This is a genomic window from Chromobacterium subtsugae (assembly GCF_035919665.1).
Lineage (GTDB): Bacteria > Pseudomonadota > Gammaproteobacteria > Burkholderiales > Chromobacteriaceae > Chromobacterium > Chromobacterium subtsugae.
In genome coordinates, this window is record NZ_CP142381.1 from 1,310,966 (window position 1) to 1,334,703 (window position 23,738).

A 23,738-nucleotide genomic window follows, 5' to 3' on the forward strand; every position below is an offset into this window, starting at 1 on the left:
AGAAAAAATGAAACAGTCGCTCCTCGTTGCTGCCCTGCTGGCCGTAGCCCTGTCCGCTTGCGGTAAGAAAGAAGCTCCGGCTGAAGCTTCCGCTCCCGCAGTTGAAGCTTCCGCTCCGGCCGCTTCCGCTCCGGCCGCTGAAGCTTCCGCTCCGGCTGCTTCCGCTCCGGCTGCTGACGCTTCCGCTCCGGCTGCTTCCGCTGCTAAGTAATTCGCGGCGAGCAACATCGAAAAAACCGGCTTCGGCCGGTTTTTTTGCGTCTGTCTTCCGGCGGCTTGTTAGCGATAGTTGTAAATTTGGTGGAAAAGCCACAGATATTGCCGCCGAATACAAAACGTTACATATTGCGGCCCGCATGGCGCGGAGTGGTTGTAATTAGGGCCTCAGCCCCATTCTGCCTGATAAACAGATGTGTCCAGCATAAAAAACAGCCCGCTATCGCGGGCTGTTGTTTTTTCGCCTGCCGGTTGTTGCGTTATTGCAGCTCGGTTTGCAGCTTGCCCAGCGCGGCTTTGACGAAGTCGTCGGACAGCGGCTTGCCCTGCTTGTCCTGAATTTGCAGCGTGGTGCTGCCGCCGGTCTGTTCCAGCAGCTTGATGCGGTATTCCTGCTCGGTCGGTTTCACCGCCTTGCCGTCGCCGCTCTTCCAGAAAGCCAGGCTGGACCAGAAGCCGCTGCCGGAGTCTTCCTTGCTGTCGGTCTCGCCCTTGGCCGGCTTCACGTAGTACAGGCCTTGCGAGCGGTCGCGGTCGGTGACGATCAGGCCGACACGGTCCAGCGCCAGGCCTACGCGGCGCCAGGCGCGGTCGAAGCCGTCGGCCAGCTGCAGTTGGCCGTCTACGATAGGGTCTTGCGGCTTGGCCGGCTTGGCCAGCGTTTGCTGAACCTGCGCCTTGGCTTTCTCTTCGGTCATGCCCAGGCGGATCATGAAGCGGCCCAGCAGCTCGGCTTCCAGATTGGGGTCGGTCGGGCGAGCCTGCCAGATGGTGTTGGTCTTGCTGTTGTCGGCGTAGACCTCTTCCATGCCGCGGTGCGAGAAGTAAACCTCGGTGCCTTGCGGCGTGTTTTCCAGGCGGATGCGGAACTTGTCGCGTTCGCCGGTGGAGTAGACGCTGCCCAGGCCGACGGTTTCCAGCAGTTTGCGCAGGCCGTCGTTGGGCAGTTTGGCGCGGTTTTCCGCCCAGTCGGTTTCCATGATGCCGACGCTCGGGTCTTCGGTTTTGATGACGAAGCCGTTTTCTTGCCAGAAGGCCTTCAGCACCGGCCACAGTTCGGCGGCCTTTTTGTCGCCGACCAGCAGCCAGCGCTGGGTGCCGGCGCGCTCCATGCGCACCTTGTCCAGTTGATTGATGGCGATCGGGGACGTGGCGGCGGCGACGGCGGGATCGGCGCTGGCGGTCGTGACGCCGCCGGGCAGGTTGTACTTGTTCTGGATCTGCGGGGTGGTCAGATCCGGCGGCACCTCCAGGCTGTTAGCCGTGGCTTTTGGGGCGTCGGACTGATAATCCAGAGGCTTGCTAAGCGGTTGCGGGGTGCTGCAAGCGGCCATCATGCCAGTTGCCAACAGAATCGCGACGGACGCGCTGTGTTTCATGCGGACTCCCATCGTGCAGGGGATGATCAAAGGATTTCTGCTTGTTTCAGGGCCGCTTCGACGGCTGCCTCGGCAGCTTGGCTGAGCGGGGTGAGCGGCAGGCGGATGCCTTCGCGGATGTGTTGCATCCGGACGAGGGCCCACTTGGCCGGGATAGGGTTGGGTTCGATGAACAGCTGCTTGTGCAGGCCTTGCAGCTTGTCGTTGATCGCGCGGGCCTGACGCGCGTCGCCGGAGGTGGCGGCCACGCATAGCGCGCTCATTTGCTTGGGCGCGATATTGGCGGTGACCGAGATCACGCCATGGCCGCCGCACAGCATGAACGCCATGCCGGTGGCGTCGTCGCCGGAGTACAGCGCGAAATCCTTCGGCGCGCGCAGCGCCAGGTCGCAGGCGCGGCCGATGTCGCCGGTGGCGTCCTTCAGGCCGACGATGTTCGGGTGCTCGGCCAGGCGCAGCGCGGTGTCGTTGCTCATGTCGGCGACGGTGCGGCCGGGGACATTATAAAGGATGACCGGCAGCGGGCTCGCGTCGGCGATGGCCTTGAAGTGCTGGTAGATGCCTTCCTGGGTGGGCTTGTTGTAGTAGGGCACCACCGACAGCACCATGTCGGCGCCGGCGTCGGCCGAGCGCTGTCCCAGTTCGATGGCTTCGGCGGTGGCGTTGCCGCCGGCTCCGGCGATGACCTTGACGCGTCCGGCGGCGTATTTGACTACGGCGGCGACCACTTCGATGTGTTCTTCCACAGACAACGTGGCCGATTCGCCGGTGGTGCCGACGGCGACGATGCCGGCAGTGCCGTTTTCGATGTGGAACTCAACCAATCGTTGCAACGCTGCGAAGTCCACCGCGCCATCCTGCGACATCGGTGTGACCAGAGCTACCAAGCTGCCGGTAAGCATAGTTCTGCCTATCTGGGATAAGGATTTACAAGGTTTACGATTGTAGCGGAATTCGTCTGGCTGGCAAAAGTTCGTGGCGAAGCGGCGGCGGGGGCTTCGGGAATGCCGGGCGATTGTGCTAGAATCCTACGTTTTTCCGATACTTACGGCGAGCTGGCTGAAGGATCCCACAGCGTGATTACCACAAGCAACATTACCATGCAGTTTGGCGTGAAACCCTTGTTCGAGAAGGTTTCCGTCAAATTCGGCGAAGGCAACCGTTACGGCCTGATCGGCGCCAACGGTTCCGGCAAATCCACTTTCATGAAGATTCTGGGCGGCGACCTGGAACAGACCGCCGGCGAAGTGGCCATCGAAAACGGCCTGCGCCTCGGCAAACTGCGCCAGGACCAGTTCGGCTACGAAGATCAGCGCGTGATCGACGTGGTGATGATGGGCCATACCGAGATGTGGGCGGCGATGAGCGAACGCGACGCCATCTACGCCAATCTGGAAGCCACCGAAGACGATTACATGCACGCGGCCGAACTGGAAGCCAAGTTCGCCGAGTACGACGGCTACACCGCCGAGGCGCGCGCCGGCGAGCTCCTGATGGGCGTCGGCATTCCGGTGGAGCAGCATTTCGGCCCGATGAGCGAAGTGGCCCCGGGCTGGAAGCTGCGGGTGCTGCTGGCGCAGGCGCTGTTCTCCAATCCGGACATCCTGTTGCTGGACGAACCGACCAACAACCTGGACATCAACACCATCCGCTGGCTGGAGCATGTGCTGAACGAGCGCAACTCCACCATGATCATCATTTCGCACGACCGCCACTTCCTGAACTCGGTGTGCACCCACATGGCGGACCTGGACTACAACACCATCCGCATCTACCCGGGCAACTACGACGACTACATGATCGCGTCGGCTCAGGCGCGCGAGCGCCAGCTGTCGTCCAACAGCAAGGCCAAGGAGCGGATCCAGGAGCTGCAGGAGTTTGTGGCCCGCTTCTCCGCCAACAAGTCCAAGGCCCGCCAGGCAACCAGCCGTCTGAAGCAGGTGGACAAGCTGAAGTCCGAGATGGTGGAAGTGAAGCCATCCAGCCGCCAGAACCCGTTCATCCGCTTCGAAATGGACGACAAGTTCAAGCTGCACCGTCAGGCGGTGGAGGTGGAGAGCCTGAACAAGGCTTATGAGAACAAGGTGCTCTTCAAGGATTTGAACCTGATTCTGGAAGCCGGCGCGCGCCTGGCCGTCATCGGGCCGAACGGCGCCGGCAAGACCTCGCTGGTCAAGCTGTTGGCCGGCGCCTTCGAAGCCAAGTTCGCCGAAGGCCTGAGCGCCGACTACGGCAGCATCAAGTGGGCGGAAAAGGCGCAGATCGGCTACTTCGCCCAGGACCATGAAGCCGATTTCGACTCCGACATGACGCTGACCGAGTGGATGCGCGAGTGGGGCCAGGAAGGCGACGACGAGCAGGTGATCCGCGGCACGCTGGGCCGGCTCTTGTTCGGCGGCGACGAAGTGGGCAAGGCGGTGCGCGTGCTGTCGGGCGGCGAGAAGGGCCGCATGCTGTACGGCAAGCTGATCCTGCAGAAGCCGAACGTGATGATCATGGACGAGCCGACCAACCACATGGACATGGAGTCGATCGAATCCCTGAACATGGCGCTGGAAAAGTACAAGGGCACGCTGATCTTCGTTTCGCACGACCGCCAGTTCGTCAGCAGCCTGGCCACCCATGTGCTGGAGCTGGACGGCAAGGGCGGCTACGACTACTACACCGGCAATTACGAAGATTACCTGGCCAGCAAGGGTCTGGAGTAAATTTGGATACGGTCTGTCACAGGCCGTAGCTTTACCGGCGGGAGGGCGTGCGCTATATTGCGGTGCACAAACTCCCGCTTTTTCATGGGCGCCGTCCCCGGCGCGACAACAATAATCAGGGACCCGGCCAGGAAGGCCGATGCTGGAGACATCACGTGCTCATCCGTCCTGGTGACCTGGTGAGATCTGCAAAGTGAAAGAAGGGAATACCATGCGTTTAAAAGGGAAAGTGTCCATCATCACCGGTTCGGCCAGCGGCATCGGCAAGGCCACCGCCGAGAAATTCGTCAAGGAAGGCGCCATCGTCGCGGTGTGCGACCTGAACCCGGACGCGGTCAAGACCGTCGTCGATGAACTGAAGGCGCTGGGCGGCGAGGCCTACGGCTATCGGGTGGATGTGACCGACAAGGCCCAGATCGCCGACATGGTGGCCGACTTGAAAACCCGCTGCGGCCGCATCGACGTACTGGTCAACAACGCCGGCATCGTCCAGGACGCGCAGTTGATCAAGATGAGCGAAGACCAGTTCGACAAGGTGATCGACATCAACCTGAAGGGCGTCTACAACTGTGCCCGCGCCGTGGTGGACACCATGGTGGAGCAGGGCGGCGGCGTGATTCTGAACGCCTCGTCGGTGGTGGGCGTCTACGGCAACTTCGGCCAAACCAACTACGCTGCGGCCAAGTTCGGCGTGATCGGCTTCGTCAAGACCTGGGCCAAGGAGCTGGGCAAGAAGGGCATCCGCGCCAACGCGGTGTGCCCGGGCTTCGTCGCCACCCCCATTCTGAAGGCGATGCCGGAGAAGGTGCTGCAGGCTATGGAAGACAAGGTGCCGATGCGCCGCATGGCCGATCCGGCGGAGATCGCCAACGTTTACGCCTTCCTGGCGTCGGACGAGGCCAGCTACATCAACGGCGCCGCGATCGAGGTGACAGGCGGCCTGACGCTGTAAGCGCCCGGTCCGTCCATGAAAAACGCCCCGGCTTGCCGGGGCGTTGTCGTTGGCGGCGCGGATGCGGCTAGTCGTCCAGCTCGCCCTCGTGGGCCAGCAGCGCGGAATCCACCTCGCGGCGGTGCAGGTGCGGCGCGAACAGCTCGACGAAAGTGTAGGCGAAACCGCGCAGATAGGCGTCCTTGCGGATGCCGATCTTGGTGGTCGACGGCTCGAACAGGTGGCCGGCGTCGATCGCCACCAGGTTCTGGTCGCGTTCCGGCTCGAAGGCCATACTGGCGATGATGCCGATGCCGAGGCCGAGCGAGACGTAGGTCTTGATCACGTCGGTGTCGATGGCGGTCAGCACCACATTGGGCGTCAGGCCCTGGTCGGCGAACGATTTGTTGATCTTGGAGCGGCCGGCGAAGGCGAAATCGTAGGTGACGATCGGGTAGTCGGCGATGTCGGCCAGCGTCATCTTGCGGTCCAGCTGGCTGAGCGGGTGGCCGCGCGGCACTACCACCGAGCGGTTCCACTCATAACAGGGCAGCATCGCCAGTTCCTTGTACAGCGAGATGCCCTCGGTGGCGATGGCGAGGTCGGCTTCGCCGGACACCACCATTTCGCAGATCTGCGTCGGGCTGCCCTGTTTCAGCGACAGCCGCACCTTGGGATAGCGGCGCACGAATTCGGCGATGGCCTGCGGCAGCGCGTAGCGCGCCTGGGTGTGGGTGGTGGCGATGGTCAGCGCGCCTTCCGACTCGCGGGAGAATTCGTCGCCGACCCGCTTGAGATTTTGCGCTTCGCGCAGGATGCGCTCGGAAATGCGCAGCACTTCCTTGCCCGGCTCGGACACCGACACCACCCGCTTGCCGTTGCGGATGAACACCTGGATGCCCAGCTCGTCCTCCAGCAGGCGGATCTGCTTGGATATGCCGGGCTGCGAGGTGTGCAGCTTCTCAGCGGCTTCGGAAACGTTCAGCCCCTGCTTGGCCACTTCCACCAGGTAGCGAAGTTGTTGTAGCTTCATTTTGTCGGCCTGCCCTCTATAAAACCTGTAGTAATTAAATACTAACACAATATTCTTTTAGGTTTATAAGCGCTTTGGTTAGGATACCCTCGAACCATCCCCGGAGCGCTCGATGAGCCTGGAGTCCAAACTCGCCGCCACCACGGCCCTGCTGAAAACCATAGCCCAAGCGCATCCCGACGCGGCGCTCGCCAACAGCTACGGCGCCGAAGACATGGTGCTGACCGACCTGATCGCCAGCCTGGGCCTGCCGCTGCAGAGCTTCAGCCTGGATACCGGCCGGCTGCCGGCGGAAACCTACGCGTTGATGCAGCAGGTGGCTGAACGCTACCCCGGGCACCCGGTCAGGGTCTATTTCCCCGACACCGCCGCCACCGAGCAATACGTCAACCTGCACGGCATCAATGGTTTCTACCAAAGCGTCGATCTGCGCAAGTCCTGTTGCCAGGTGCGCAAGATCGAGCCGCTCAGGCGCGCGCTGGCGGGCCGCTCGGCCTGGATCACCGGCCTGCGGCGCGAACAGTCCCCGACCCGGCAGGATCTGGCCAGCCAGGAATACGACGCCGACAACGGCTTGCAGAAATTCAGCCCGCTGCTGGACTGGACCGAGGCCGAGGTATGGCAGTACCTGCGCGAACGCCAGGTGCCGTACAACGCGCTGCACGACCGCCATTACCCGTCGATAGGCTGCGCGCCCTGTACCCGCGCCATCAGCGTCGGCGAGGATATCCGCGCCGGCCGCTGGTGGTGGGAAAACCCGGAAACCAAGGAATGCGGGCTGCATGTGAAAGCCAGCCCGCTGCAACGCCCCGTCTGATCCTGCCGGCCCGCAGCCGTCGGCATTCCCGCTGGAATCCAAACATGTATCGATATGACGAAGTAGACCATCGCCTGGTGAAGGAACGCGTCGCCCAGTTCCGCGACCAGACCCGCCGTTTCCTGGCAGGCGAGCTGTCCGAAGACGAATTCCGGCCGCTGCGGCTGATGAATGGCCTCTATATCCAGCGCCACGCGCCGATGTTGCGGGTGGCCATTCCCTACGGCCATCTGCGCAGCGAGCAGCTGCGCAAGCTGGCCGACATCGCCCGCCGCTACGACAAGGGCTACGGCCACCTCACCACCCGGCAGAACATCCAGTTCAACTGGCCGGTGCTCTCCAGCGTGCCGGACATCCTGGAAGAACTGTCGACAGTGGAGATGCACGCGATCCAGACTTCCGGCAACTGCGTGCGCAACACCACCACCGACGCCTTCGCCGGCGTGGCGGCCGACCAGCTGTTCGACCCGCGCCCCTACTGCGAGATCATCCGCCAGTGGAGCACCATGCACCCGGAGTTCAGCTTCCTGCCGCGCAAGTTCAAGATCGCGGTATCGGGCAGCGAGGAAGACCGCGCCGCCACCATGGTCCACGACATCGGCCTGCATGTCAGCCGCAACGAAGCCGGCGAAGTGGGCTTCCGCGTGATGGTGGGCGGCGGCCTGGGCCGCACGCCCATGGTGGGCGAGGTGGTGCGCGAATTCCTGCCGCGCCAGCATCTCTTGACCTATCTGGACGCGGTGCTGCGGGTGTACAACCGCTTCGGCCGCCGCGACAACAAATACAAGGCGCGCATCAAGATCCTGGTCAAGGCGATGACGCGCGAAGGCTTCGCCGCCAAGGTCGAGGACGAATGGCTGCACCTGAAGGACGGCCCGTCCACCTTGCGCGATGAGGACGTCGCCCATTACGCCAGCTTCTTCGTCGATCCGGACTACCAGCCGCTGGCGGACATGCCGGAAGCGCTGCGATCGGCGCTGGCCGAAGACAAGGCTTTCGCCCGCTGGTATGAGCGCAATACCCGGCCCCACCGCCAGACGGGCTACCGCTCGGTGATCCTGTCGCTGAAGGAAACCGGCGCGCCGCCCGGAGACATCACCGACGCGCAGATGGACGCCGCCGCCGACTGGGCCGACCGCTTCGGCTTCGGCGAATTGCGGGTGGCGCACGAGCAGAACCTGGTGTTGCCGGACGTGGCGCAGAAGGATCTGCACGCCTTGTGGCTGGAGGCGCGCCAGGCGCGGATGGCCACGCCCAATATCGGCCTCTTGACCGACATCATCAGCTGCCCCGGCGGCGACTTCTGCTCGCTGGCCAATGCCCGTTCCATCCCGGTGGCCAACGCCATCCAGCAGACCTTCGACGACCTGGACTACCTGTACGACCTGGGCGACATCGCCTGCAACTTCTCCGGCTGCATGAATGCCTGCGGCCACCACCATATCGGCAATATCGGCATTCTCGGCGTCGACAAGAACGGCGAGGAGTGGTACCAGATCACGCTGGGCGGCAGCCAGGGGCGGGATACCACCATAGGCAAGGTGATCGGCCCCTCGTTCGCCCAGGCCGATGTGCCGCGCGCGTTCTCGAAAATCATGCAGGTCTACCTGGAGCGCCGCCAGGCGGGCGAGCCCTTTATCGATACGCTGCGCCGCGTCGGCGTGGAGCCTTTCAAGGAGAGGGTGTATGCCCCAGTACATTAAGGATGGACGCATCCGCGCGGACGGCTGGACGCGCTTGCTGCCGGACGAGCAGGGCGCCTTGCCGGCATCTCCCGCCGATAGCGACGTGATCGTCCCGCTGGCCGCTTGGCTGGCGGATGCCGGCAAATGGCAGGCGCGCGGCGGCCGGGTCGGGGTGTGCCTGGCGCCGGACGACGATCCGGCGCTGCTGGAGCCGTACCTGGCCGACCTTGTCCTGATTGCCATTGACTTTCCGGCATTCACCGACGGCCGTGGATACAGCCTCGCCAGGCTGCTGCGCGAACGCTATGATTATGCCGGCGAGCTGAGAGCGGTGGGCGATGTGTGGGCGGATTTGATCCGACCCTTGTGGCAGGTGGGGTTCGATGCTTTCCAGATCAAGGATGGCAAAGCGCTGGGGGATGGTGATTATTACAATACTTTCAGCGATAGCTATCAAGTAACATATCGACAGCCATTGCCACTGTTTCGCAGACGCGTCACATAACAGTAATGTGTCGCATAGGGGAGACAGGTTGCGCAAATCATTAGCGAAATGTGATGTATTTATGCAACGCTATAATGACTTTGCGCCGTGCCCCGTGTTGACATGGTGTTGCTGCATTCCTATAGTGCGGGTTAACTGCATTAACACAGCATGTAGCCATCTCTGATGTTTGCAGTCAACTTGTTCGCGTGGTCTTTGCGTCAGCCCGCATTGCTACCCATTTTATAGATTAAAGAGGGAATAACATGACTAAACAGCTGAAACTGAGCGCACTGGTTGCCGCCCTGTTGGTTTCTGCTAGCGCTTTTGCTGCTAAACCGGGTTACGCCGTAGACCAATCCACCGACGCAGTGACCCGCAACAGCTACGGCGAATGCTGGAAGACCACCTACTTCGACAAGGCCAAGGACGGCCTGGTTGAGTGCGGCGATCGCGAAGCGGCCAAGCCGGTAGTCGTAAAAGAAGCGCCGAAGCCGGTTATGGTTTCCGTGAAGGAAAAAGTTACCCTGTCCGCCAAGGTTCTGTTCGACTTCAACAAGAACACCCTGCGTCCGGACGCCAAGAACGAACTGGACCCGCTGGTCGCCAAGCTGAAGGCTCACGCCGGCCAAGGCCACCTGAACGGTGTTGAAATCGACGGTTACACCGACTTCATGGGTTCCGACAAGCTGAACAACGCTCTGTCCCAGAAGCGCGCTGACGCTGTCAAGGCTTACTTCGAGAACGCTGGCGTTCCGGCCGAGAAGATCACTGCCGTAGGCAAGGGCAAGGCTGAAGCCAAGATGACCGAAGAGTGCAAGGCCAAGTTCCCGCGCTACGTGAAGAACAAGAAGCAAAACGCCGAGATCAAGGCTTGCATCGAGTCTGATCGTCGCGTAGAAGTTGTGATCGACGCGGTTAAAGAATCCGTAGTCGAAAAGCCGGCTAACTAATCGTTCCGGTTTGAATCAAAAAAAACCCCGTGCTTCGCGCGGGGTTTTTTGTTTTTTTGCGCAGCCGATAACGGCTGGACGCTATTGACCGCTGGCGGATACAATCGAAGGTTTCAGGATGTATGTAAAGACCGCCAATGCAGGTATTTCTGGGAGATCCGCGTCGCTTCGCCCTGCCGGGCTGCGCCTTGACCATCGGCAACTTCGATGGCGTGCACCAGGGGCACCGACGCATGCTGGAACGGTTGCGCCTTGAGGCGCGCGCGCGCGGCATGCCGACCGCCTTGCTGACTTTCGAGCCGCACCCGCGCGAGTTCTTCAGCCGCGGCAACCCGCCGGCGCGCCTGTCGACGCTGCGCGACAAGTTCGTGATGCTGGAGGAGTTGGGCCTGGTCGACTATGTGTTCGTCTACCGCTTCAACCACAGCTTCTCGAATATGCCGGCCGGCGAATTTGTCGACAAAGTGCTGGTTGAGGAGCTGAAAACCCGTTACCTGCTGATCGGCGATGATTTCCAGTTTGGCTTTGCCCGCAAGGGGAATTTCGACTTGCTGGCGTCCTGTCCGCATTTCGCCACCGAAGCGATGCCGTCGGTGCTGGTGCAGGGCGAGCGCGCTTCCAGCACCCTGGTGCGGGAGAGGCTGGCCGCCGGCGACCTGGATTCCGCGACTTCGCTGCTGGGCAGCTGCTACCGGATATCGGGCAAGGTGATGCATGGCAAGAAACTGGGGCGTACCATAGGCTTTCCGACCGCGAACATCCATCTGCCGCACCTGAAGCCGGCATTGCAGGGGGTATTCGTGGTGGAGGCGGATACGCCGTTCGGCCGCCTGGGCGGCGTGGCCAGCCTGGGGCTGAACCCCACGGTCAGCGACACGCCTGACTACAAGCTGGAAGTGCACCTGTTCGATTTTGCCGGCGACCTCTACGGCAAGCGTCTGACCGTACGATTCCTGAAGAAGCTGCGCGATGAAGCGCGCTATGATGATTTGGCGACACTGGTGGCGCAGATAGAGCGCGACGCGGCCAGTGCCAAGACCTATTTGACAAGTTTGCAGCGAGAGCAGGCATGAGCATCGATTATCGTAAAACCGTAAACCTGCTGGATACACCCTTCGCCATGCGCGGGGATCTGGCCAAACGCGAACCGGCCTGGGTCAAGCGCTGGCAGGAAGAGAAGCGCTATGAAAAGCTGCGCAAGCTGTCCGCCGGCCGTCCCAAGTTCATCCTGCATGACGGCCCGCCGTACGCCAACAACGACATCCACCTGGGCCACGCGGTCAACAAGGTGCTGAAGGACATCATCGTCCGCTCCAAGACGCTGGCCGGTTTCGACGCGCCTTACGTGCCGGGCTGGGACTGCCACGGCCTGCCGATCGAGCTGATGGTGGAAAAGCTGCACGGCAAGGACATTCCAGCCGCCAAGTTCCGCGAGCTGTGCCGCGAATACGCCAAGGAGCAGGTGGCGCGCCAGAAGAAGGGCTTCATCCGCCTGGGCGTGCTGGGCGACTGGGACAATCCCTATCTGACCATGGACTTCAAGACCGAGGCCGACATCGTCCGCACCCTCGGCAAGATCCATGAAAACGGCTACCTGACCAAGGGCGAGAAGCCGGTGCACTGGTGCATCGAGTGCGGCTCGTCGCTGGCCGAAGCCGAAGTGGAATACGAAGACAAGGTGTCGCCGGCGATCGACGTCGGCTTCAAGGTAGTCGACGCCGACAAGGCCGGCGCCGCTTTCGGCGCCGACGCCAATGGCGCGATGGCGGTGATCTGGACCACCACGCCGTGGACGCTGCCGGCCAACCAGGCGGTCGCCGCCGGCGCCAATCTGGATTACCAGCTGGTGGACACGCCCAGGGGCAAGCTGATTCTGGGCAAGGATCTGGTCGAGTCGGCGATGAAGCGCTACGGCGTGGACGAGTACCGCGTGCTGGGCGAAGCCAAGGGCGAGGCGCTGGAGCTGATCCAGCTGCAGCACCCGTTCTATGCCCGCCAGGTGCCGGTGATCCTGGGCGATCACGTCACCACCGACGCCGGCACCGGCCTGGTGCACACCGCGCCGGCCCACGGCCTGGAAGACTTCCAGGCCGGTCTGCAGTACAAGCTGCCGATCGCCAATCCGGTGGCCGACGACGGCCGCTACAAGAGCACCACCGAAATCTTCGCCGGCATGCTGGTATGGGACGCCAATCCGCGCGTGATCGAAACGCTGGAATCGCACGGCGCGCTGGTGCACAAGGCCAAGCTGGAGCACAGCTACCCGCATTGCTGGCGCCACAAGACGCCTATCATCTTCCGCGCCACGCCGCAGTGGTTCATCAGCATGGACCGCCAGGCCAATGGCGGCGAGACGCTGCGCGAAGTCAGCCAGCGCGCGGTGGACGCCACCGAATTCTTCCCGTCCTGGGGCCGCGCCCGCCTGGACGCGATGATCAAGAACAGCCCCGACTGGTGCGTATCGCGCCAGCGCAACTGGGGCGTGCCGATGACCTTCTTCATCCACAAGGAATCGGGCGAGCTGCATCCGCGCTCCGCCCAGCTGCTGGAAGAAGTGGCGCTGCGCATCGAGCAGCAGGGCATCGAAGCCTGGTTCAGCCTGGACGCCAAGGAATTGCTGGGCGACGAGGCCGAGCAATACCGCAAGCTGACCGACACGCTGGACGTGTGGTTCGACTCCGGCGCCACCCACTTCGCGGTGCTGAAGCAGCGCCCGGAGCTGGCCTGGCCGGCCGACCTGTACCTGGAAGGCTCCGACCAGCACCGCGGCTGGTTCCAGTCGTCGCTGAAGACCGGCTGCGCCACCATCGGCCGCGCGCCGTACAAGCAGCTGTTGACCCACGGCTTCACTGTCGATGACAAGGGCTACAAGATGTCCAAGTCCAAGGGCAACGGCATCGCGCCCGAGGAAATATGCGGCACGCTGGGCGCGGACATCCTGCGCTTGTGGGTGGCCAGCGCCGACTACTCCGGCGACATGTCGCTGTCGCAGGAAATCCTGAAGCGCACCACCGAAAGCTACCGCCGCCTGCGCAACACCATCCGCTTCCTGCTGGCCAATCTGTCCGATTTCAGCCCGCTGGAGAACACGGTGCCGCTGGCGGACATGGTGGAACTCGACCAGTACGCGCTGCTGCGCGCCCGCGAGGTGCAGGAAAAAGTGGTGGGCGAGCTGTACTCCCGCTACGCCTTCCACCACGTGGTGCAGGACGTGGTCGGCTACTGTTCGGAAGACCTGGGCGCATTCTACCTGGACGTGATCAAGGACCGCCTGTACACCACCCAGGCCGACAGCCACGCCCGCCGCAGCGCGCAGACCGCCTTGTATCACATCACCCGCAGCCTGTTGCTGATGGTGGCGCCCATACTGTGCTTCACCGCCGACGAGGCGTGGAACGTGCTGGTGGACAGCGAGGAAGAATCGACGCTGTACCACATCTGGCATGAGTTCCCGAGCCAGGCGCCGGAGCGCGAACAGGCGCTGGCCGGCAAGTGGCAGGCCATCCGCGAGCTGCGCGCGCAGGTCAACAAGCAAATCGAAGAACTGCGCAGCGCCGACAAGCTGGGCTCCTCGCTGCAGGCCGAAATCGAGATCGACGCGCCGGTCGCGCAGGCGCAGCAGTTGCTGAGCCTGGGCGACGAGCTGAAGTTCGTGCTGATCGTCTCCAAGGCCAGCGTCAAGGAGGCGACGGAAGTCGCGGTGCGAGTTCACGCCTCGACGCACGACAAGTGCGAGCGTTGCTGGCACTACCGCGCCGACGTGGGCCGCCAGGCTGGCCACGGCGCGGTCTGCGGCCGCTGCGTCGACAATCTGGACGGCCAGGGCGAGCATCGCCGCCACGCCTGACCGTCTGACGCGGGGCCGCCATGGCGGCCCCGCCAGCCCATGGAAACTGATTGATGGATTCTGCAATGACTATGCCTGGGGCCCGCCGCTGGTCCAAATGGTTCGTGCTGGCGGCGCTGGTCATCGTGCTCGACCAGTTCAGCAAGCTTTATTTCAACGGCCATTTCCAGTACGGCGAAGTCCGCTCGGTAGTGGAAGGCTTTTTCAGCTTCACGCTGGTTTACAATCCGGGCGCGGCCTTCAGCTTCCTGCACGATGCCGGCGGCTGGCAGAAGTATCTGTTCACCGTGCTCGCGTTCGCGGTGTCGGGCTGGCTGGGCTGGAATATCGTCAAGGGCCGCTTCTCCGGCCTGATGAACCTGGCCGCCGCCTTCATCATCGGCGGGGCGCTGGGCAATGTGATCGACCGTCTGGCCTATGGCCATGTGATCGATTTCATCATGGTCCACTACTACAACCAGTGGTACTACCCGGCGTTCAATCTGGCGGACTCCTTCATCTGCGTCGGCGCCGCCTTGATGGTGCTGGACAGCTTTAAAAAACCGTCGCGCTGAGCGCGATGGCGGGAAACATCGCGATGGCCCGCGGGCGGGCCATGCGCGGCTACGCCGGCAACGCTTTCGCGCGGCCGGATCGAGGAAATACGGATGACGAAGACCATCATGCTCGCCAATCCGCGCGGCTTCTGCGCTGGCGTTGACCGAGCCATCGCCATCGTCGAGCGCGCCATCGAGCTGTACGGCGCGCCCATCTACGTGCGCCACGAAGTGGTGCACAACCGTTTCGTGGTGGATGACCTGCGCGGCAAGGGCGCGGTGTTCATCGAGGAGTTGAAGGACGTGCCGGCAGGCAGCACCTTGATCTATTCCGCGCACGGCGTGCCGCTGTCGGTGCGCGCCGAGGCCGAGGCGCTGGGGCTGCAGGTGTTCGACGCCACCTGTCCGCTGGTGACCAAGGTGCACGTGGAAGTGAAGCGCATGCACAAGGCCGGCATGGAAATCATCATGATAGGCCACGCCGGCCATCCGGAGGTGGAGGGCACCATGGGCCAGGTGGATGGCGGCATGTACCTGGTGCAGACCGTCGCCGATGTCGCCACGCTCCAGGTGGCGCGGCCGGACGCGCTGTCCTATGTCAGCCAGACTACCTTGTCGGTGGATGAGACCCGCGACATCATCGAAGCGCTGAAAGCCCGCTTCCCGGCGATACACAGTCCGAAGAAGGACGATATCTGCTACGCCACGCAAAACCGCCAGGATGCGGTCAAGCAGCTGGCGGAGGACTGCGACATCGTGATCGTGGTGGGCTCGCCCAACAGCTCCAACTCCAACCGCTTGCGCGAAGTGGCGGCGTTGAAGGGCGTGGACGCCTATATGGTGGACAATGCCAGCCTGCTGGAGCCGCAATGGTTTGTCGGCAAGCAGCGGGTGGGCCTCACCGCCGGGGCCAGCGCGCCGGAAGTGCTGGTGCAGGCGGTGATAGACCGCATCAAGACTTTCGGCATCGGCCAGGTTGCCGAATTGCCCGGCGTAGAGGAGAGCACGGTGTTCGCTCTGCCGCCGGCGCTGCGGCAAGCTTGATGGCGCTTTGGCGCGGCCGACAAGAAAAAAGCCTGCGATGGTCGCAGGCTTTTTTTGTCGGGGATGGTGCCTGGCATTTACATTCGGCGCGGGCTTGAATAGCATGTTTGCATAAAACGTCAGCCTGCGGCTTGGCTACCGCGCCAGGGCAGGCTCCCGCCGATGACTCAACCATGGATAAAGCCGCGATGAACCTTGCCAAACTGATGCCCTTGCTATCTTGCGCCCTGTTGCTGGCCGCTTGCGCCACAACGCCCGGCGCCAGCGCCGTGGCAGGCGATGACTCCGGGCGCGAAGAGCCGAAGTATCTCACCGGCAGCAATATTCCGCACCGCGGCGGGAAGACCGAGGTGTTGACGGACCAGGCGATGCAGGACTTGGCCGACCAGATTCATCGCGGCAGCCCGGTTACCTCGTTCGGCAAGCCCTGAGGCTGGGAAGGACGCAAGCGCGTCCCGCTGCTGATTGCTGCGCTCAGAAAGGCAGTTCCGGCTGCGCCCCCTGCGGATGCTCGATGCGGGCCTCGGTGCTGCCCTCGGCCAGCCGCAATGTCACTTTCTCGTGGTTGAGCAGCTCGGACGGATGCTTCACCGCCTTGCCGTCGCGCTTTTGCACGATGGCGTAGCCGCGCGCCAGCACCGCCTCCGGGTTGAGGGCGGTCAGCGTGGCGGACAGCTGCGCCAGCTGCTGGCGGCGGTTGTCCAGCAGCCTGTCGCGCGCGCGCTGCAGCCGGTCTTGCCGTTGCCGCAGCGATTGCGACAGGGCGCCGAAATCGGGCTGATGGCGGGCCATGCGGCTGCCAGCCAGCTGCAGCCGCCAGCGGCCTTGTTCGAAGGCGGCGTCGACGCGCCGGCGCAGCCCTTGCGACAGCGCAGCCAGCCGTTCGCGCCGCGCCTGCAGCTTGGCGCCCGGATGCAGCAGGCGGCGGCCCAGAAAGTCCAGTTGCTGGGTCTTGTCCATCAGCAGCCGGCTCAGCGCGCGCTCCAGTCCGCGGCGGGTCTGTTCCAGCTGCATGGCCAGGTGCTCGCGGTTGGGCGACACTAGTTCCGCGGCGGCGGTGGGGGTCGGCGCGCGGCGGTCGGCGACGAAGTCGCAGATGGTGAAATCGGTTTCATGGCCGACGCCGCTGACGGTGGGAATCGGGCAAGCGGCCACGGCGCGGGCGACGACTTCCTCGTTGAACGACCACAAGTCCTCTATGCTGCCGCCGCCGCGGCAGACGATCAGCACCTCCACCTCGCGCCGTTCTCCCGCGGTCTGGATGGCCTTGGCGATTTGCTGCGCCGATCCTTCGCCCTGCACCTGGGCCGGGTAGAGGATCAGCGGAATGCCGGGCATGCGGCGGCGCAGCGTGCTGACCACGTCGCGCAGCGCGGCGGCTGCCGGCGAGGTGACGATGCCGATGGCGGCGGGGTGGGCGGGCAGCTCGCGCTTGCGGCCGTTATCGAACAGCCCTTCCGCTTGCAGTTTGGCCTTCAGCCGCTCGAAGGCTTCGAATAGCCGCCCCAGGCCAGCCGAGCGCATCTCGCCGACATTGATCTGAAAATCGCCGCGCGCCTCGTACAGCGTCACCTGGCCGCGCAGCTCCACCTGCATGCCTTCGCGGGGACGGAAAGGCAGCGCCGACACCTTGTGGCGGAACATCACGCAACGCACCTGCGCGCCGCCGTCCTTCAGCGAGAAGTAGGCGTGGCCGGAAGCGGCCAGCGTCAGATTGGAGATTTCTCCGCCTATCCATACCGGCGGAATGCCGGCTTCCAGCAAGTCGCGCGCCATGCGGTTGAGAGAGGAGACGCTGATCACATCCTGGCTGCGATCAAAAAAATTCTGTCTTGTCAAGTGATCCACAATGGCTCGCTGGAGTAATTATTCAATGTCCACCTCGGGGGCAACGCTTGCGTAGTGTTTGATATCGGAGTTAAAACATAATCGAATCAATGGCTTGCAAAAATCAATCCCCGAGTGAAAAAATCGCCGCAAGCCTGTGCCGACGGGCATCCGCGCCAGCTATGCACCGGCTTATCAACAAAGTTATCCACAGCTCGGGGCGGAAACGAGGGGCGTTGCCCGAGGGGCCTGCATCCGCTTGGCGCGGCGGCGTGGTATTGCCAATGGCATGATGTTTTTCCGCCGCAGGCTCGAGTAAACGCTTGCTATTTGCGCAGCAGCAAACCGGCTTTCGGGCGCTGACTGGTATGCAACAGGTTGTCGCGCGGCGGCGGCGGGCCAGTGCGACATGATACCAAGAGCCAGGGCGCTTGGCAGCGCATCATCCCGTTCATGGGTGAGGGAGGACGGATTCATGCAAAGCGACTGGTTGCAGTGCTGTCAGGGCGATATCACCGCGCAGCAGGTGGACGCCATCGTCAATGCCGCCAACAGCAGCCTGCTGGGCGGCGGCGGCGTGGACGGCGCCATCCATCGCGCCGCCGGACCAGGCTTGCTGGCCGAGTGCCGCGGCTTGGGCGGTTGTCCGACCGGCGAGGCGCGCTTGACCCAAGGCTATCTGCTGCCGGCGCGTTATGTGATCCATACCGTCGGTCCGGTTTGGCGGGGAGGCGCTTGCGGCGAGGCGGCCCTGCTGGCCGCCTGCTACCGCAGCTGCCTGGCGTTGGCGGAGCAGCAGGGCATAGCCAGCATCGCGTTTCCAGCTATCAGCTGCGGCGCTTACGGCTATCCGCTCGACCATGCCTGCAGGGTGGCGGCTGCGGCGCTGCGCGACTGGCTGCGGCGCGGGCCGCATAGCCTGCGCCTGGTGCGGCTGGTGGCGTTCGACGCGCGGGCGCTGGCCGCCTATCGGCGGGCGCTCAGCTGACTTGGTCGCGGGCGGGGCGCGGCAGCTGGCCGCCGCAGTGCTTGCAGAAGCGGGCGTCCCAGTCATGGCCCTCGCTGAAGCAATGCGGGCACAGCCGGGTGGCCGACTGGTTGTCGGCGTTGGCGGCGGGCTTGCTGCGGGCGATTTCGGCGGTGACGATGCCGGTGGGCACCGCGATGATGCCGTAGCCGGTGATCATCACCAGGCTGGCCAGCGCCTGGCCCAGCGGCGTTTTGGGCGTGATGTCGCCGAAGCCCACCGTGGTCAGGGTGACGATGGCCCAGTAGATGCTGATCGGGATGCTGGTGAAGCCGTGCTCCGGCCCCTCGATCACGTACATCAGCGTGCCCAGGATGATCACCAGCAAGATGACGGTGGCGAGGAACACCGTGATCTTGCGCCGGCTGGCGGCCAGTGCGCGCCGCAGCTCCAGCGCCTCGCTCAGGTGGCGGCTGAGTTTGAGTATGCGGAACATCCTGAGCAGGCGCAGTATGCGCACGTCGGCCAGGAAGCGGCTTTCCGGGATGAACAGGCCCAGGTACAGCGGCAGGATGGACAAGAGGTCGATCACGCCGAAAAAGCTTTTCACGTAGCGCAGCGGCTTGTGCACGCAGATCAGCCGCAACGCGTACTCGACGGTGAACAGTATCGTGAAAGCCCAGTCCAATACGCTCAGCAGCGTGCCGTAGCGCTGCCGCACGGCGGCCACGCTTTCCAGCATCACGCAGGCGACGGAAATCAGGATGGCCAGCGTCAGCGTCAGGTCGAACAGGCGGCCGGCGCGGGTATCGGCCTCGTAGATGACGATGTAAAGCTTGCGGCGCCAGCCGGCTAGCGGAATCAGGGTTTCCTGGGTGGGCATGGGTGTCTGGCCTGTGTTTCCATTGACTATAACAAAGCCGCGCGGCGCGGCCATGCGGGATGTGTTTTGTTGGTTTGCTGGATATAAGCAAACAATATTAGGTGGGATTCTAGCGATTGATTATGATGCTGGGGAATATCATTGCAGATATTGTCGGCAAATGAGGAATAAGACTATGCGCATCGCCCATACCATTACCGACCTGATCGGCAACACGCCGCTGGTCAGGCTCAACCGCGTCACCGACGGCGTCGGCGCCACCGTGGTGGCCAAGCTGGAGTTCTTCAACCCGGCGCACAGCGTCAAGGACCGCATCGCGGTGGCGATGCTGGACGCGGCGGAGAAGGCCGGCAAGATCGGCCCGAACACCGTCATCGTCGAGCCCACCTCCGGCAATACCGGCATCGGCCTGGCGATGGTGTGCGCGGCGCGCGGCTACAAGCTGGCGATCACCATGCCGGAAACCATGAGCAAGGAACGCCGGCAACTGCTGAAGGCCTACGGCGCCGAGCTGATCCTGACCCCGGGGCCGGACGGCATGGGCGGCGCCATCGCCAAGGCCAAGGCGCTGGTCGACGAGTTTCCCGACACCTATTTCATGCCACAGCAGTTCGAGAACCCGGCCAATCCGGAAATCCACCGCCATACCACCGCCGAAGAAGTGTGGAACGACACCGACGGCCAGGTCGACATCTTCGTGGCCGGCGTGGGCACCGGCGGCACCATCACCGGCGTCGGCGAGGTGTTGAAGGCGAGGAAGCCCGGCGTGCAGATCGTCGCGGTGGAGCCGGACGCCTCGCCGGTGCTGTCCGGCGGCGCCAAGGGGCCGCACCCGATCCAGGGCATAGGCGCGGGCTTCGTGCCGGCCATCCTGAATACCGGCATTTACGACGAGATCATCCGCGTCAAGAACGACGACGCGATGCAGACCGCGCGCGAAGTGGCCACCAAGGAAGGCATCCTGGTCGGCATCTCGTCCGGCGCGGCGGTGTGGTCGGCGCTGCAACTGGCCAAACGGCCGGAAAACGCCGGCAAGCTGATCGTGGTGGTGATTCCGTCGTTCGGCGAGCGCTATCTGTCCACGGCGCTGTTCGAACATCTGGCCTGAGCCATCCGCCGCCATCCAGCCCGGCCCGCGCCGGGCTTTTTCATGTCCGCGCCATCCATCGCCATGTCTTTGCCGTTGACGGCGCGCGGGCAGGGCGGGCTACAATGGCCGGCATGAAAAGACAGCTTATCGCTTTCTCCCTGCTCGGTTCGCTGACCGCGTGCAGCGCGCTGCAGCAACTGGGGGCGCCGGTCCATTCCGGCACGGGGGCTTCGTCCCGGCCGGCGCCGTCGCGCGCCGCCGACAAGGTCGATCAATTGCTGGCCGAGGCCAACCGCCTGGCCGACCAGGTGAAGAGCGGCGCGCTCACCCGCACCGCCGCCGCCGACCAGCTGGGCGCCGCCCGGCTGCGGATAGCCGGCGCCAACCCGGTCGACAACGACAACTTCGCGGTCTACCGCCAGTTGACGGTCGAGCGCGAGGCAGGCCGCATCGATTCCGACGCCTTCCGCTCCCGGCTCGAGCAGCACCTGCGCGAGTGGATGCGGCGCTGGCCGAAGTATTCGCCCAAGCCTGCCGATCCGGCTTTCACCAATTTTCTGCTGAAACTGTACGGTTTGCCGCCGCTGGGTTACTGATGAAGTCGAAGAAACAAGCCAAGGCCGCCTGTCCCTGCGGCGGCGGCGAGCTGTCCGCCTGCTGCGGCCGGTATCTGGCGGCCGACGCGCCGCCGGCGCCCAGCGCCCAGGCCTTGATGCGTTCGCGCTTCAGCGCCTACGCGCTGGGCCGGGAAGATTACCTGCTGGCGACCTGGCACGCGTCGACGCGGCCGGCCGCGCTGGATCTGGCCGAGGACGCCGGGGTGGTCAAGTGGATCGCGCTGGAGGTGTTGCGCTGCGAGGCGGGACTGGCCGGCGACGCCGCCGGCATCGTCGAATTCGTCGCCCGCTACAAGGTGGGCGGCAAGGCGGAAAAACTGCGCGAGGTCAGCCGCTTCGTCTGCGAGGACGGCCGCTGGTATTACGTGGCGGGCGAGGTGTCCTGAACGGCGCTTGCGCTGGCGCAAGTTTGACGGCATCAGCGATTGACCGCGGCGCGGCCGCGGCGGGAGCATGAAGTTTTCCAAACCTGGAAAAATCATGCTCACCATCTATTCCGAATCCCATCGCCTGCAGCACGGCCGCGCCGAGCTGATCGACGGCACCCTCAAGCCCTGCTTTGAAACCCCATCCCGCGCCGACATGGTGCTGGCCGCCGTGCGCGAGCGTGAGCTGGGCGACGTGATCCACCCGCGCCGCCATGGCCTGGCGCCGATCCTCGCCGTGCATGACGACGGCTATGTCCGCTTCCTGGAAAGCGCCTGGCAGCGCTGGAGCGCGCTGGGACGCTACCACGACGCGCTGCCCAAGATGTGGCAGATCCGCCGGCTGCGCGAAAGGGTGCCGGAGCAGGTGGAAGGCCAGCTCTGCTATTACTCGATGGATTGCGGCACGCCGCTCACCGCCGGCACCTGGCCGGCCATCACCGCCGCCGCCGATTGCGCGCTCACCGGGGTGGAGCGGCTGATCGGCGGCGAGCGGGCGGCGTTCGCGCTGACCCGGCCGCCCGGCCATCATGCCGCGCGCGACTATTGCGGCGGCTATTGTTTCTTCAACAACGCCGCCATCGCCGCGCAGGCGCTGCGCGAGCACGGCCTGCGCAAGGTGGCGGTGCTGGATGTCGACTATCACCACGGCAACGGCACCCAGGACATCTTTTATGCGCGTTCCGATGTGCTGTTTCTGTCGATACACGGCGACCCGGCCACCGAGTACCCGTTTTTTCTCGGTTTCGCCGACGAAAAGGGCACGGGCGAGGGGCTGGGCTACAACTTCAACTTTCCGCTGCCGGCCGGCGCCTGCGTCAGCACCTGGTTTGTCGCGCTGGACTGCGCGCTGGAGCAGATCGCTCGCTTCGGCGCCGAGGCGCTGGTGGTGTCGCTGGGCGTCGACACCTATCAGGGCGATCCGATCTCGCGTTTCCGGCTGGATTCGCCCGACTTCGTCACCCTGGGCGCCAGGCTGGCCGGTCTGAAGCTGCCGACCTTGTTCTGCCTGGAAGGCGGCTACGCGGTGGAGCCAATAGGCACCAATGTGGTCAATGTTCTGGCCGGCTTCGAGGCCCGCTGCTAGGCGCTGCTTTTCTCGCCGGCTTGGCCTATGTTCAAAGAGTCCGCGTTTGCCGGCCGGCGCGGGCGCATGGGCGGGTGCGGTTGACCGTGGGGCCGGGCGCGAGCCCGGCGGAATGGCGAACTGACAGGGAGGGCGGAATGGGATTGGCCTTGAAGACCTTGCTGGCGGAGTTGGAAACTCAGCGCGCCGGGGATCCTGACGCGATGGCCGAGTTGGAGCTGGTGGCGGTGCGCACCTTGGAAGTGCCGCTGGACATCACCGCTTGCCGCGAGCTGAGAGTCCTGGCGCATGTGTTCAACGGCGATCAGGCGGAACTGGCCGCTGCGGTGCTGCGCGCGGCGCTGGCGGACATCCAGGAGCATCTGGATGACGATCTCGACCTGCTGGCGGCGCACGCCAGGCGTTGCATAGATTCTTGAACGGGGCGGCGCCGCCCCATCCCCGCCGTCGCGGCGGGATAGCGAAACCAGGCCGGCGCGAGCCGCCTGGTTTCCGTCATTTCAGCAGCGCCTCTATGTTGGCGGCCAGCTTGTCCGGGCGGGTGAACGGCGCGAAGCGCGCCACCACCCGGCCCTGGCGGTCCACCAGGAATTTGCTGAAGTTCCAGCGCACCGGCCGGCCCAGCAGGCCGCGCTTCTGCTGTTTCAGATAGGCCCACAGCGGGTGGGCGCCGCCGCCGTTGACCTCCACCTTGTCCGCCATCGTGAAATCCACGCCGTAGTTCTTCTGGCAGAACGCGCCGATTTGGGCGGCGTCGCCCGGCTCCTGGCGGCCGAACTGGTTGCAGGGAAAGCCGATCACCACCAGCCCCTGGTCCGCGAAGCGCTGGTGCAGTTGTTCCAGCCCGGCGTACTGCGGCGTGAAGCCGCATTGGCTGGCGGTGTTGACCAGCAGCATGACCTTGCCGCGATAGCCGGCCAGAGGCTGTTCGACGCCGTCCAGGCGGCGGAAGGAGAAGTCGTATAGGTTCATGGCCGGATTGTGCCGCGAAATCGGCGGCTCTGGCGAGAGAAGACGGGGGCGCGAGGCATAAAAAGGGGGCGCAGCGGCAAGGGGGAACCGCGACGCCCCAAGAAGAAACAGCTTGCTGTGCAAAGGGTTGGCACAACCGGGATGTCGGCTAACCCTTTGTTTAGCCTAGAACAGATGCCGGAAAATGCGAGCGGCTTTTGCATGCGGCGCAAACAAAAAAGGATGGCCGAGGCCATC

At 64.0% G+C, this 23,738-nt stretch carries 23 protein-coding genes; 17 read left to right on the forward strand and 6 right to left on the reverse strand.

Features of this window, described 5'->3' with window-relative positions:
* Positions 1 to 476: 476 nt before the first annotated feature.
* The gene (gene bamC / locus U6115_RS06450; protein ID WP_043576373.1) at positions 477 to 1,595 is read right to left on the reverse strand and encodes an outer membrane protein assembly factor BamC; all 1,119 of its coding nucleotides are present in this window, start codon (positions 1,593 to 1,595) and stop codon (positions 477 to 479) included.
* A gap of 26 nt (positions 1,596 to 1,621) precedes the next feature.
* Entirely contained in the window at positions 1,622 to 2,497 is an 876-nt protein-coding gene (gene dapA / locus U6115_RS06455; protein WP_043576369.1) for a 4-hydroxy-tetrahydrodipicolinate synthase, read from the reverse strand.
* Between the two features lie 174 nt (positions 2,498 to 2,671).
* On the opposite strand from dapA, the gene U6115_RS06460 reads away from it, so the two are divergent.
* Both U6115_RS06460 and fabG read left to right on the forward strand, forming a co-directional pair.
* The gene (locus tag U6115_RS06460; protein WP_043576366.1) at positions 2,672 to 4,303 is read left to right on the forward strand and encodes an ABC-F family ATPase; all 1,632 of its coding nucleotides are present in this window, start codon (positions 2,672 to 2,674) and stop codon (positions 4,301 to 4,303) included.
* Between the two features lie 211 nt (positions 4,304 to 4,514).
* Positions 4,515 to 5,255, forward strand: a complete 741-nt coding sequence (fabG, locus tag U6115_RS06465; protein WP_043576363.1) for a 3-oxoacyl-ACP reductase FabG — start codon at positions 4,515 to 4,517, stop codon at positions 5,253 to 5,255.
* A gap of 67 nt (positions 5,256 to 5,322) precedes the next feature.
* On the opposite strand, the gene cysB is transcribed toward fabG, so the two are convergent.
* Positions 5,323 to 6,267, reverse strand: a complete 945-nt coding sequence (cysB, locus tag U6115_RS06470) for an HTH-type transcriptional regulator CysB (protein WP_043576361.1) — start codon at positions 6,265 to 6,267, stop codon at positions 5,323 to 5,325.
* Between the two features lie 112 nt (positions 6,268 to 6,379).
* Here cysB and U6115_RS06475 point away from each other — a divergent pair, with 112 nt between their 5' ends.
* The 9 genes from U6115_RS06475 (at position 6,380) to U6115_RS06515 (ending at position 16,064) form a co-directional block, all read left to right on the forward strand.
* The gene (locus U6115_RS06475; RefSeq protein ID WP_043576359.1) at positions 6,380 to 7,084 is read left to right on the forward strand and encodes a phosphoadenylyl-sulfate reductase; all 705 of its coding nucleotides are present in this window, start codon (positions 6,380 to 6,382) and stop codon (positions 7,082 to 7,084) included.
* Positions 7,085 to 7,128: 44 nt separating this feature from the next.
* A complete protein-coding gene (locus U6115_RS06480) occupies positions 7,129 to 8,787 on the forward strand; it encodes a nitrite/sulfite reductase (protein WP_043576356.1) in 1,659 nt (552 codons plus the stop codon).
* Entirely contained in the window at positions 8,771 to 9,274 is a 504-nt protein-coding gene (locus tag U6115_RS06485) for a DUF934 domain-containing protein (protein WP_043576353.1), read from the forward strand. Before U6115_RS06480 ends, U6115_RS06485 begins: the two co-directional genes overlap by 17 nt.
* Before the next feature lie 245 nt (positions 9,275 to 9,519).
* Positions 9,520 to 10,206 (forward strand): OmpA family protein, encoded by a 687-nt coding sequence (locus tag U6115_RS06490; protein WP_043576350.1) that lies wholly within the window; start codon positions 9,520 to 9,522, stop codon positions 10,204 to 10,206.
* 137 nt (positions 10,207 to 10,343) lie between these two features.
* A complete protein-coding gene (locus U6115_RS06495; protein ID WP_043576348.1) occupies positions 10,344 to 11,279 on the forward strand; it encodes a bifunctional riboflavin kinase/FAD synthetase in 936 nt (311 codons plus the stop codon).
* Complete coding sequence (gene ileS / locus U6115_RS06500; RefSeq protein ID WP_043576345.1) at positions 11,276 to 14,053, forward strand: isoleucine--tRNA ligase; 2,778 nt, start codon at positions 11,276 to 11,278, stop codon at positions 14,051 to 14,053. The genes U6115_RS06495 and ileS overlap by 4 nt, the downstream gene beginning before the upstream one ends.
* Positions 14,054 to 14,124: 71 nt before the next feature.
* Entirely contained in the window at positions 14,125 to 14,607 is a 483-nt protein-coding gene (lspA, locus tag U6115_RS06505) for a signal peptidase II (RefSeq protein ID WP_230623389.1), read from the forward strand.
* Positions 14,608 to 14,700: 93 nt separating this feature from the next.
* Positions 14,701 to 15,633, forward strand: a complete 933-nt coding sequence (gene ispH, locus U6115_RS06510) for a 4-hydroxy-3-methylbut-2-enyl diphosphate reductase (protein WP_043576340.1) — start codon at positions 14,701 to 14,703, stop codon at positions 15,631 to 15,633.
* A gap of 188 nt (positions 15,634 to 15,821) precedes the next feature.
* Positions 15,822 to 16,064 (forward strand): hypothetical protein, encoded by a 243-nt coding sequence (locus U6115_RS06515; protein ID WP_043576338.1) that lies wholly within the window; start codon positions 15,822 to 15,824, stop codon positions 16,062 to 16,064.
* A gap of 43 nt (positions 16,065 to 16,107) precedes the next feature.
* Here the strand turns inward: U6115_RS06515 and xseA are convergent, their stop codons facing one another.
* Positions 16,108 to 17,472 (reverse strand): exodeoxyribonuclease VII large subunit, encoded by a 1,365-nt coding sequence (gene xseA, locus U6115_RS06520; RefSeq protein WP_043576336.1) that lies wholly within the window; start codon positions 17,470 to 17,472, stop codon positions 16,108 to 16,110.
* 463 nt (positions 17,473 to 17,935) lie between these two features.
* Between xseA and U6115_RS06525 the strand changes: the two genes are divergently transcribed.
* Positions 17,936 to 18,448 (forward strand): O-acetyl-ADP-ribose deacetylase, encoded by a 513-nt coding sequence (locus tag U6115_RS06525; protein ID WP_043576334.1) that lies wholly within the window; start codon positions 17,936 to 17,938, stop codon positions 18,446 to 18,448.
* Here the strand turns inward: U6115_RS06525 and U6115_RS06530 are convergent.
* Positions 18,441 to 19,310 (reverse strand): ion transporter, encoded by an 870-nt coding sequence (locus U6115_RS06530; RefSeq protein ID WP_043576333.1) that lies wholly within the window; start codon positions 19,308 to 19,310, stop codon positions 18,441 to 18,443. The genes U6115_RS06525 and U6115_RS06530 overlap by 8 nt on opposite strands.
* A 175-nt stretch (positions 19,311 to 19,485) precedes the next feature.
* Here U6115_RS06530 and cysK point away from each other — a divergent pair, with 175 nt between their 5' ends.
* The 5 genes from cysK (at position 19,486) to U6115_RS06555 (ending at position 22,948) form a co-directional block, all read left to right on the forward strand.
* A complete protein-coding gene (gene cysK, locus U6115_RS06535; protein WP_043576331.1) occupies positions 19,486 to 20,418 on the forward strand; it encodes a cysteine synthase A in 933 nt (310 codons plus the stop codon).
* A 113-nt stretch (positions 20,419 to 20,531) separates the two neighbouring features.
* Positions 20,532 to 20,996 carry a hypothetical protein gene (locus U6115_RS06540; protein WP_043576717.1) on the forward strand — a complete coding sequence of 155 codons (465 nt, stop codon included), beginning with the start codon at positions 20,532 to 20,534 and terminating at the stop codon, positions 20,994 to 20,996.
* Positions 20,996 to 21,403 carry a YchJ family protein gene (locus U6115_RS06545; RefSeq protein ID WP_043576329.1) on the forward strand — a complete coding sequence of 136 codons (408 nt, stop codon included), beginning with the start codon at positions 20,996 to 20,998 and terminating at the stop codon, positions 21,401 to 21,403. The genes U6115_RS06540 and U6115_RS06545 overlap by 1 nt, the downstream gene beginning before the upstream one ends.
* 94 nt (positions 21,404 to 21,497) lie before the next feature.
* Positions 21,498 to 22,529: a histone deacetylase family protein gene (locus tag U6115_RS06550; protein ID WP_043576328.1), complete on the forward strand. Its 1,032-nt coding sequence runs from the start codon at positions 21,498 to 21,500 to the stop codon at positions 22,527 to 22,529.
* A 137-nt stretch (positions 22,530 to 22,666) separates the two neighbouring features.
* A complete protein-coding gene (locus U6115_RS06555; protein ID WP_043576326.1) occupies positions 22,667 to 22,948 on the forward strand; it encodes a hypothetical protein in 282 nt (93 codons plus the stop codon).
* A 76-nt stretch (positions 22,949 to 23,024) separates the two neighbouring features.
* On the opposite strand, the gene U6115_RS06560 is transcribed toward U6115_RS06555, so the two are convergent.
* Positions 23,025 to 23,501 carry a glutathione peroxidase gene (locus U6115_RS06560; protein ID WP_043576324.1) on the reverse strand — a complete coding sequence of 159 codons (477 nt, stop codon included), beginning with the start codon at positions 23,499 to 23,501 and terminating at the stop codon, positions 23,025 to 23,027.
* Between the last annotated feature and the right edge of the window lie 237 nt (positions 23,502 to 23,738).